Consider the following 10908-nt stretch of genomic DNA (forward strand, 5'->3'; position numbering starts at 1 on the left):
GCGTGCGGGTTGCAGGTCAATCTCTGCTACGACGTGCGTCTAGACGAAAAATAACGGGATCTGCCGAAGATTGCCGCATTGTTAGGGATGTCTGGCGCCAGCATCGGCCTATGTCCGTTCCGTCACCTCCGGAGATTTCCCCCGTGTCCCATATCCGCATCGTCCTGCCCGCCATCGTTTTCGGTGTGCTCCTTTCGCTTGCCGGATGCAGCGAGAATGCCGATCAGAAGCCTGCCAATGCACCGGCGGTGAAGCCGGAGGTCAGCGTGATGACGCTGCATCCGACCTCCGTCGCGATTACGGCGCTGTTGCCGGGGCGCACGGCCGCCTCGCTCATTGCCGAGGTCCGGCCGCAGGTCGGCGGCATCGTGCGCAAGCGGAATTTCCAGGAGGGCGGATCGGTTCGGGAAGGGGACGTGCTCTACGAGATCGACCCGGCCACCTATCAGGCCGCCTATGACAGCGCCGTCGCTGCGGTCGCCAAGGCCAATGGCGCGGTGCCGAGCGCGCAGGCGAGGGTCGATCGCTACCGGGGCCTCAGCCGCAACGATGCGGTCAGCCAGCAGGATCTGGACGAGGCGCTGGGCACGCTGGCGCAGGCCAATGCCGACGTCGCCTCGGCCAAGGCCGCGCTCGAGACGGCCCGCATCAATCTCGACTACACCAAGATCCGTGCGCCGATCGGTGGCCGGGTCGGAGCGTCCACCGTGACGGTCGGGGCGCTGGTGACCGCCGACCAGACGACATCGCTGACCACGATCCGCCAGATCGACCCGATCAATGTGGATGTGACGCAATCGAGTGCGAACCTGCTGAAGCTGCGCCGGGCGATCGAGGATGGCCGCCTGAAGACGACGGGTGCGAATGTCAGCGTCAAGCTGAAGCTCGAAGACGGCTCCGACTACGATCGCACCGGACGGATCGAGTTCCTGGATGCCGCGGTCGAGGAGACCACCGGTTCGGTGACGGTCCGGGCGGAGTTTCCCAACCCCAAGCAACTGCTTCTGCCCGGCGTCTATGTCCGCGCCGTTATCCAGGAGGGCATTCGCCAGAACAGTTACCTCGTGCCGCAGCGGGCCGTCTCGCGCAACACCAAGGGCAAGGCGACCGCGAAATTCGTCCTGCCCGACGGCAAGATCGACGAGCGCGTGCTGATCGTCGATCGCAGCATCGGCAACAGCTGGCTGGTGGCCGATGGGATCAAGGATGGCGAGCGGGTGGTCGTGGAAGGCAACCAGCGCGTCCGGGCGGGACAGGACGTGACGACGTCGGACGTGATCGTCAACGATGCGACGGGCGAGCTGGAACAGGCCGCGAAGGAGACCGGCGGGGCTGTAAAGTCTGTCGATGTCTCCGCCGCCGGGCCGGCGGCCGCGTCGGCTTCTCCCGCGGCCAAGAACTGAGGTCGCCCCATGTCGCGTTTCTTCATCGACAGGCCGATCTTCGCCTGGGTCATCTCCATCTGCATCATGCTGGCGGGGCTTCTTGCCATCACCACGCTGTCGATCTCGCAATATCCGCAGATCGCGCCGACGACGGTTCGCATCAGCGCGAGCTATCCCGGTGCGGACGCGCAGACGGTCGAGAACTCGGTGACCAAGGTCATCGAACAGGGCATGACCGGCATCGACAATCTCGACTACATGACCTCAACCTCGCAGGCGACGGGTGCCGCGTCGATCTCGCTCACCTTCACCAACAATGCCGATCCAGACGTCGCGCAGATGCAGGTGCAGAACAAGCTGCAGCTGGTGGAATCCAACCTGCCGCAGTCGGTGCAGTCCAGCGGCATCACGGTGGCGAAGTCCGCATCCAGCTTCCTGATGGTCGTCGCCTTCGTGTCGACCGACAACAGGCTCTCCTCGCTCGACCTGTCCGACTATATCGACAGCACGCTGAACGACACGATCAAGCGCGTGGCCGGCGTCGGCGATACCCGCATCTTCGGCTCCGGCTATGCCATGCGCATCTGGCTCGATCCGGAGAAGCTGGTGAAATACAGCCTGATGGCGAGCGATGTCGCGAGTGCCATCGAGGCGCAGAACACGCAGGTGTCCGCCGGCCAGCTTGGTGGCCTGCCGCAGCGCAAGGGCCAGCAGCTGAACGCAACGGTGACGGCGAAGAGCCGGCTGCAGACGCCCGAGCAGTTCGAAAACATCATCATCAAGAGCCAGCCGGACGGATCGCTGGTGCGGTTGAACGATATCGCCCGCGTGGAGCTTGGCGCCGAGAGCTACGATACGTCGGGTCTCTACAACGGCAAGAACGCCGCCGGTCTCGGCATCAACCTCGCCTCCAACGCCAATGCGCTGGATACGGCCGAGGCGGTCGTCGAGGCGATCGACGGGCTCAAGGAAACGCTGCCGGCGAATGTCGAGGTCGTCTATCCCTATGACACCACGCCCTTCGTCAAGCTCTCCATCGAGGACGTGGTGAAGACGCTGATCGAGGCGATCGTGCTCGTCTTCGTGGTCATGCTGGTCTTCCTGCAAAACCTGCGCGCCACGATCATTCCGACGCTTGCTGTGCCCGTGGTGTTACTCGGCACGTTCGGGGTTCTTTCGCTGTTCGGCTACTCCATCAACACGCTGACCATGTTCGCCATGGTGCTCGCCATCGGCCTTCTGGTCGACGACGCGATCGTGGTGGTGGAGAACGTCGAGCGCGTGATGGAGGAGGAGGGGCTCGACCCGCGCGAGGCGACCATCAAGTCGATGCAGGAGATCACCGGCGCGCTGGTCGGCATCGCCACCGTACTCTCAGCCGTGTTCATTCCCATGGCGTTCTTCTCCGGTTCGGTTGGCATCATCTACCGGCAGTTCTCCATCACCATCGTCTCCGCCATGATCCTCTCGGTTATCGTGGCGCTGATCCTGACGCCGGCACTTTGCGCGACGATTCTGAAGAAGCCGAAGCACGGGGCGAAGCAGAAGGGCCTTTCCGGTTATTTCAACCGCGGTTTCGACCGCACGACCCACGGATACCAGCGCAGCGTGTCGGGAATGATCCGGCGGCCGTTCTTTTTCCTCGTCGGCTTCGCGCTCATCGTCGCGGCCGTCGGATATCTCTTCAACCGCCTGCCGAGCTCGTTTCTCCCCGAAGAGGACCAGGGCATTCTGATCACCAGCGTGCAGATGCCGCCGGGGGCGACGCAGGATCGCACGGTGAAGATGCTGAAGCAGGTGACCGACTACTATCTGACGAACGAGAAGGACAATGTCGCCGGCGTCTTCGGCGCCGTCGGCTTCGGCTTCGGCGGTGCCGGGCAGAATGTGGGCCTCGCCTTCGTCAAGCTCAAGCCGTTCGAGGAACGAACCACGGCGGAAGCCGGTGCCAGCGCCATTGCGGGACGGGCGATGAAGACGTTCTCAAAATACAAGGACGGCAATGCCTTCGCGCTCGCGCCGCCCGCCATTCAGGGCTTCGGCAATTCCAGCGGCTTCGATTTCTACCTGCAGGATGTGAACGGCGAGGGGCACGAGGCGCTGATCGCCACGCGCAACAAGCTGCTCGGCGAGGCCGGCAAGAACCCGCTTCTGACGGGCACACGGCCGAACGGTCAGGAAGACCAGACGCAATATTCCGTCAATATCGACCAGGAGAAGGCGAGCGCGCTCAACCTCAGCCTTGCCGACATCGACACCACCATCTCCACCGCCTGGGGTGGGCGCTACATCAACGACTTCATCGACCGCGGTCGCATCAAGCCCGTCTACGTGCAGGGCGACCAGGACTTCCGCATGCAGCCGGAGGATTTCGACCGCTGGTATGTGCGCAATTCCGACGATGCCATGGTGCCGTTTTCGGCCTTTGCCAGCGGCGACTGGTCGTTTGGCTCGCCGCGTCTGGAGCGCTACAACGGCGCGTCTGCCGTGGAAATCCAAGGGGCTGCGGCCAGCGGCGTCAGCTCCGGCGTGGCGATGGACGAGATCGACAAGATCATGGGCAGTGTCGGTGCCGGCTACAATCACGAGTGGACGGGCCTTTCGGCGCAGGAGCGTCTCTCCGGCAGTCAGGCGACGCAGCTTTATCTGATCTCCGCGCTCGTCGTGTTCCTGGCGCTGGCCGCGCTCTACGAAAGCTGGTCGATCCCGTTCTCGGTCATGCTGGCGGTGCCGATCGGCATCTTTGGTGCGCTTCTGGCCGCGACCGTCATGGGGGAGTCCAACGACGTCTACTTCAAGGTCGGTCTGCTCACCACGATCGGGCTAGCGGCGAAGAACGCGATCCTGATCGTGGAATTTGCGATCGAGCAGCAGAACAGCGGCAAGGATCTGATCTCCGCCACTGTGGAGGCAGCACGCCAGCGCCTGCGGCCGATCCTCATGACCTCGCTCGCCTTCATCCTCGGGGTAACGCCGCTCGCGACCGCCAGTGGTGCCGGCTCCGGCGCGCAGAACTCGATCGGTATCGGCGTCATGGGCGGCATGATCGCGGCGACCTTCATCGGGATCTTCTTCATCCCGCTGCTGTTCGTCACCGTCCGCCGCATCTTCAAAGGCCGTCAGCCGAAGCCGCGCGAGGAAACGGGTGTTCCCGAAGCGGCGCAGTAGGAGCGAACGTCTTTCCGGTCAGTGACCCGCCTTGCCGGCCCGCCGCAGAGCGTCGAGCGCGATAACAAGGAGTAAGAGGCTTGCCGCCAGAAGCAGCACGCCGCCGACCGACTGATAGACCAGCACGCCGGCAACGCCACCGCTGCAGAAGGCGGCGATGGTGTAAAGATGGAGGCGAAGCTTCGCGCGGTTGCTGATCGCCTCGCCCGACACGTCGCGGCCCCGCAGGATGTCGATGGCCACGGCGATCTCGATGCCGATATCGGTCGCCATGCCGGAGACATGGGTGGTGCGGACACGGGCATCGGAGATGCGCGTCACCGTCGCGTTTTGCAGCCCCATGAGAAAAGCGAGGCCGAGGATCAGGATCTCGACGCGCCACGGCGCGGTGATGAAGAGGTCCGCGAGTCCGAGCGGGGCGAGCAGCAGTGCCTCCAGCAGGATGCACCAGGCATAGATGCCGCCGATGCCCCGCCTGCGGCCGGCATTGATGATCAGCGACGAGACCGTGGAGCCCAGAATGAAGACGAGCACGATCGACAGATAGAACAGGCTGGCCCGCCCCTGGAGCGTCGCGACGTGATCGGACAGGGCCGAGACGTTGCCGGTCATGTTGGCGGCAAAGAAGCCGATGGCATAGAAGGCCGCCGCGTTGAGAGCGCCGGCGATGCCGGCCAGCCAGCAGGCGAGAAAGACGTCGATACGTTCGTTGCGGGCCGCGCCCTGATGAATCAGCATGCGGAAGCTTATGCCTCCCCCGCCTTGTGCGAAAGCGGCAAGGCCGCAGAGCGGCTGCAACCTCCAGCGTGCGGTGCGGCATTTTCCCGTTGTGCGGGGCCGTTCAAGCTGACACACTCCCGACATGATGGCCTGGGCAAGGCTTCGGCAGGGGACGAATATGATGCGTTTCGACATGAGCACAGCCCGACGGATCCGCGCGATCCTCAGCGGCGCAGCCCTTTCCACGGCGCTGCTCTTCTCATCCCACGGCGCATTTGCCGCCAAGACATCGCTGGTGCTCGGGATGACGATCGAGCCGCAGGGGCTGGACCCGACCGTGGCCGCACCCGTCGCCATCGGGCAGGTCACCTGGCAGAATGTGTTCGAGGGTCTGGTCGCGATCGACCGGGAGGGCAAGGTCGTGCCGCAGCTTGCCCGCAGCTGGGAGATCTCGCCGGACGGGCTGACCTACACGTTCAAGCTGCAGGAGGGCGTGACCTTTCATGATGGCGAGGCGTTCGACAGCGGGGTCGCGAAATTCTCGCTTGATCGCGCCCGCGGGCCGGATTCGACCAACGGCCAGAAGCGCTTCTTCGCCGCGATCGACACGATCGAGACGCCGGACAAGACGACGCTGGTGCTGACGCTGAAGAAGCCGCAGGGAAGCCTTCTCTACTGGCTTGGCTGGCCGGCCTCGGTCATGGTCGGCACGAAGAGTGCGGCGGACGACAAGACCAAGCCCGTGGGAACCGGGCCCTTCACCTTCGTCAGCTGGACGAAGGGCGACCGGGTGGAGCTTGCCGCCAACCCGAACTACTGGAACAGGCAGGTCAAGGTTCGGCTGGAGACCGTGACCTTCCGCTTCATCCCCGACGCGCAGGCGCAGGCGGCGGCGATCACCACCGGCGGCGTCGATGCCTTTCCCGAGTTTGCCGCGCCCGAGCTGATCGAGAGCTTCAAGGACAAGCCCGACCTCGTGACCGTCATCGGCAGTACCGAGCTGAAGGTCGTTGCCGGCATGAACAATGCGCGTAAGCCCTTCGACGACAAGCGCGTGCGGCAGGCGCTGATGATGGCGATCGACCGGCAGACCGTGATCGACGGCGCCTGGTCCGGCCTCGGCACGGCCATCGGCAGCCACTACACGCCGAACGATCGCGGCTATATCGACCTCACGGCCAAGCATCCCTATGACGTGGCGAAAGCCAAGGCGCTGCTGGCGGAGGCTGGCTATCCCGACGGCTTCGCCTTCACGATCAAGACGCCGCAGATGGCCTATGCGCCGCGCAGCGCCGAGGTGATGCAGGCGATGCTGACCGAGATCGGTGTGACGATGACCATCGAGCCGACCGAATTTCCGGCCAAATGGGTGCAGGACGTCTTCAAGGGCGGGGACTACGACATGACCATCGTCGCCCATGCCGAGCCGATGGACATCGATATCTTCGCCCGCGACCCCTACTACTTCAACTACAAGAACCCGGCCTTCTCTGAGATCATCGACAAGGTCGAGGCGACGGCCGATCCGGCCGAGCAGGATGCCCTCTATCAGAAGGCCCAAAAAATCCTCGCCGAGGACGTGCCGGCCCTGTTCCTGTTCGTCATGCCGAAGCTCGGCGTCTGGAACGCCAAGCTCAAGGGTCTCTGGGAAAACGAACCGATCCCGTCCAACGTGCTGAGCGAGGTCTATTGGGAGGAATGAGCGGGAGCGTGGTGAGGGGATGCCGTCGCCCCAGATCCCTTCTCCCCGTTTTGACGGGGAGAAGGTCGCGGCAGCGGGATGAGGGGCTGGCTAAACGCATGCTCCCGGCTTTGTGGCAGCCCCTCACCCTAACCCTCTCCCCGCTTGCGGGGAGAGGGGACGTGGCAGGCTCGTCGTTTGCGCGTGTGGCAGAGCTTAAACCCAGGTCCCTTCTCCCCATCTCGATGGGGAGAAGGTGGCGGCAGCCGGATGAGGGGCCGGCCACAGGCGCAACGGCCCGGATCGAGCCAACAGCATCATCACACCTTGTTCCGCGTCGGGCCACCTCATGACCGGCCTGCTTCTGCGGCGCTTCGCCAGCCTCTTCCTGACGCTCCTCGCCGTCTCCGCGCTGATCTTTGTCGTCATGGACGTGCTGCCGGGCGATCCCGCCGCGATCATGCTGGGCACGTCGGCGACGCCGGAGACGTTGGAGGCGCTGCGGCGGGAGCTGGGGCTCGATCAGCCGCTGGTGCTGCGCTATCTGTCGTGGCTCGGCGGTGTCGCGACCGGCGATCTCGGCATGTCCTATACCTATGGCGTGCCCGTGGCCGGGCTGATCGCCGAGCGTCTGGCGGTGACGCTGCCGCTCGCTTTTATCGCCATCCTTCTTTCGGTCGCCATCGCCATTCCGCTCGGCGTCGCCTCGGCCGCCCGGCGCAATGGCGCGGTGGATTATGTGGCGGGGCTGTTGTCGCAGATGTTCATCGCCGTGCCCGGCTTCTGGGTGGGGCTGCTGCTGGTGATGGTGTTTTCCGTGTCGCTCGGCTGGGTGCCCTCCGGCGGCTTTCCCGGCTGGCGGGCCGGGCTGATGCCGGCGCTGGGCGCGCTGGTGCTGCCGGCCATCGCGCTCGCTCTGCCGCAGGCCGGCGTTCTCACGCGGGTCACGCGCTCGGCGGTCATCGAGGTGATGAACGAGGATTTCGTGCGCACCGCGCGTGCCAAGGGCCTGCCACGCCGCACGGCGCTGTGGCGGCATGCGGTGCCGAATGCGCTGGTGCCGGTCGTCACCATTCTCGGGCTGCAGTTCACCTTTCTGATCGCCGGTGCGGTGCTGGTGGAAAACGTGTTCAACCTGCCGGGGCTCGGGCGTCTTGCCTTGCAGGCCCTGTCCCAGCGCGACATCATCGTCATGCAGGATGTCGTCCTGTTCTTCGCCGCGCTGGTCATCGTCATGAATTTCCTGGTCGATCTCTCCTATCTCGCGCTCGACCCGCGCCTGCGGAAGCGCGTATGAGCGTGTTGGCGCCCTCCGATACACGCCAAGCTGCACCGTCCGCGGGCCGGCTGGGGCGCGCGGTGTCACGTGGCAATCTCCTGATCGGCAGCCTGCTGATCGGGCTCATCGGCGCGGTCGCCCTGCTGTCGCTCGTCTGGACGCCGTTGCCGCCGGGCAAGCTGCAGATCGTGCAGAAGCTCAAGCCCCCGCTCATGCAAGGCTTGCTCGGCACCGACCATCTTGGCCGCGACGTCGCCTCCATGCTAATGGTCGGCGCGTGGAATTCCCTGTCGATCGCGGTGCTGGCGGTGGCAATGGGGGCATTCGCCGGGACGCTCGTCGGCGTTACCGTCGCGGCGCGGCGCGGCTGGTTCGAGGCGATCATGATGCGGGCGAACGACGTGATCTTCGCGCTGCCGCCTATTCTCTCGGCGATGATGCTCGGCGCGTTGCTCGGCACCGGCCGGCGGACCGCCATCATCGCGATCGCAGTGTTCATGGTGCCGGTCTTCGCCCGGGTGACGGCCAGTGCCGCTTTGCAGGTCTGGTCGCGGGACTATGTGCTGGCCGCGCGCGGCGCGGGCAAGGGCGGTATCCGGATCACGGTCGATCATGTCCTGCCCAATATTGCCAACCAGATCATCGTGCAGGTGACGATCCAGCTCGGCCTTGCCATCCTCACAGAGGCGGGCCTCAGCTTCCTCGGTCTCGGCATGGCGCCGCCGGCGCCGACATGGGGCCGGATGCTCGCCGATGCCCAGACCTATCTCGGCCGGGCACCGTGGCTCGCCATCCTGCCCGGCCTTGCCATCGCGCTGACGGTGCTCGGCTTCAACATGCTCGGCGATGGCCTGCGTGACCTGCTCGACCCGCGCGAGAAGGGCCGCTGATGACACCGCCGCTGCTTCGGATCGAAGATCTCGCCATCTCCATCGACTCGGCCCATGGCGGGCGGCAGCCGATCCTGACCGATATCGATGTCACCCTTCACGCCGGGGAGACGCTCGGCATCGTCGGTGAAAGCGGTTCCGGCAAGTCACTCTTGTCGCTCGCCGTCATGGGTCTGCTGCCCCCGGTCGCGCATGCGACAGGCCGCATCCTGCTGGAGGGTCGCGATCTTCTCGCGATGGACGAGGACACACTCTGCACCGTCCGCGGCCGCAGCATCGGCATGATCTTTCAGGAGCCGCTGACGGCGCTCAATCCCGCGATGACGGTCGGCGATCAGATCGCCGAGGGGCTGGTGGTCCAGGAGGGTCTTTCCTGGCGGGCGGCGCGACGCGAGGCGGTCACGCTTCTCGACCGCGTGCGGATGCCGGATGCCGCGCGACTGTCGCGAGCGTATCCCCACGCGCTTTCCGGCGGCCAGCGGCAGCGGGTCGGCATCGCCATCGCGCTCGCCATGAAGCCCGCCTTGATGATCGCGGACGAGCCGACGACGGCGCTCGACGTGACGGTGCAGGCCGAGGTGCTCGACATCCTCGACGATCTCACCCGCGATGCCGGCATGGCGCTGATCCTCGTCAGCCACGACCTCGGCGTCATCGCCCGCATGTGCGCCCGCACCCTTGTCCTCTATGCCGGCCGGCGCATGGAGGAGGGGGCGACGCGCGAGGTGCTGACCGCGCCGCTCAACCCTTACACGCGCGGCCTGTTGCGGGCCGTTCCCCGGCGACAGGCGCAGGGCGGGCGCCTTTTGACCATTCCCGGCACGGTGCCGTCCTTTGCAGCGCTTCCGCCCGGCTGCTGTTTTTCCGACCGCTGTCCCGACGTCATAGCCGCCTGCCATGCAGGCGAGCCGGCGTGGACACCTGCCGCATCCGGCCGCGGCGTCCGCTGCATCCGCGCACACGGGGAGGCCGCGTCATGAGCCGGGCGCCGCTTCTCGATATCCGCCGCCTGTCGCGCGAGTATGCCAGCGGCGGGCTCTTTGGCAGCAAGCACGTGACCCGGGCGCTGGACGATCTCAGCATGAGCGTTGCGCCGGGAACGATCCACGGGATCGTCGGCGAGTCCGGCTGCGGGAAATCGACGCTTGCCCGGCTGGTCATGGCGCTCGACCGTCCGACATCGGGGAGCGTTCATTTCGACGGCGAGGACCTGTTCCGCCTCTCGGCACGCGACCTCAAGCGCAAGCGGCGGGATTTCCAGATGGTGTTCCAGGACCCGTTCGGCTCGCTCGACCCGCGCCAGACGGTCGGACGCATCGTGGCCGAGCCGCTGCATGTGCTGGAGGGAAAACCGGGCAGGGCCGAGCGCCGCGACAGGGTGGCGGCGATGCTGGAGGCCGTGGGCCTCGCGCCCGACCATGCGGCACGCTACCCGCATGCCTTTTCCGGCGGGCAGCGCCAGCGCATCGCGATCGCCCGGGCGCTGATCACCGAGCCGAAGCTGGTCGTGGCCGACGAGGCGGTCTCGGCGCTCGACCTTTCGGTGCAGGCGCAGGTGCTGAACCTGTTGATGGACCTGCGCGACCGGCGCGGGGTGACGTTCCTGTTCATCACCCACAATCTCGCGGTCGTCGATGCCGTGGCCGACCGGGTGGGTGTGATGTATCGCGGGCGGCTGGTGGAGAGCGGCCCGGCACAGGCCGTCTTCGCTCGTCCGCTGCATCCCTATACGAGGCTGCTTGCCGATGCCGAGCCGGATGTGACCCGCTTCGGCCGACCGGCCCG

The 10908-nt window shown here is 65.7% G+C and carries 8 protein-coding genes; 7 read left to right on the forward strand and 1 reads right to left on the reverse strand.

Going from position 1 to position 10908, the window contains the following annotated elements:
• Nucleotides 1-110: 110 nt before the first annotated feature.
• Both G8E10_RS22230 and G8E10_RS22235 read left to right on the forward strand, forming a co-directional pair.
• Nucleotides 111-1403 (forward strand): efflux RND transporter periplasmic adaptor subunit, encoded by a 1293-nt coding sequence (locus G8E10_RS22230; RefSeq protein WP_167130722.1) that lies wholly within the window; start codon nucleotides 111-113, stop codon nucleotides 1401-1403.
• Between the two features lie 9 nt (nucleotides 1404-1412).
• Nucleotides 1413-4553 (forward strand): efflux RND transporter permease subunit, encoded by a 3141-nt coding sequence (locus tag G8E10_RS22235; protein WP_167130723.1) that lies wholly within the window; start codon nucleotides 1413-1415, stop codon nucleotides 4551-4553.
• A gap of 18 nt (nucleotides 4554-4571) precedes the next feature.
• Here G8E10_RS22235 and G8E10_RS22240 read toward each other — a convergent pair whose 3' ends face one another.
• Nucleotides 4572-5291 (reverse strand): YoaK family protein, encoded by a 720-nt coding sequence (locus G8E10_RS22240; RefSeq protein WP_110801872.1) that lies wholly within the window; start codon nucleotides 5289-5291, stop codon nucleotides 4572-4574.
• A 160-nt stretch (nucleotides 5292-5451) separates the two neighbouring features.
• Here G8E10_RS22240 and G8E10_RS22245 point away from each other — a divergent pair, with 160 nt between their 5' ends.
• The 5 genes from G8E10_RS22245 to G8E10_RS22265 form a co-directional block, all read left to right on the forward strand.
• On the forward strand, nucleotides 5452-6975 hold the full coding sequence (locus G8E10_RS22245) for an ABC transporter substrate-binding protein (protein ID WP_167130724.1): 1524 nt from the start codon (nucleotides 5452-5454) through the stop codon (nucleotides 6973-6975).
• 328 nt (nucleotides 6976-7303) lie between these two features.
• Nucleotides 7304-8251, forward strand: a complete 948-nt coding sequence (locus G8E10_RS22250) for an ABC transporter permease (RefSeq protein WP_167130725.1) — start codon at nucleotides 7304-7306, stop codon at nucleotides 8249-8251.
• On the forward strand, nucleotides 8248-9123 hold the full coding sequence (locus tag G8E10_RS22255) for an ABC transporter permease (RefSeq protein ID WP_167130726.1): 876 nt from the start codon (nucleotides 8248-8250) through the stop codon (nucleotides 9121-9123). The genes G8E10_RS22250 and G8E10_RS22255 overlap by 4 nt, the downstream gene beginning before the upstream one ends.
• The gene (locus G8E10_RS22260) at nucleotides 9123-10103 is read left to right on the forward strand and encodes an ABC transporter ATP-binding protein (protein WP_167130727.1); all 981 of its coding nucleotides are present in this window, start codon (nucleotides 9123-9125) and stop codon (nucleotides 10101-10103) included. The genes G8E10_RS22255 and G8E10_RS22260 overlap by 1 nt, the downstream gene beginning before the upstream one ends.
• Nucleotides 10100-10908 (forward strand): ATP-binding cassette domain-containing protein (locus G8E10_RS22265; RefSeq protein ID WP_167130728.1); only part of this gene is annotated, 809 nt, incomplete at its 3' end. The genes G8E10_RS22260 and G8E10_RS22265, both read left to right, overlap by 4 nt.

The organism is Ferranicluibacter rubi (genome assembly GCF_011603255.1).
Classification (GTDB): domain Bacteria; phylum Pseudomonadota; class Alphaproteobacteria; order Rhizobiales; family Rhizobiaceae; genus Ferranicluibacter; species Ferranicluibacter rubi.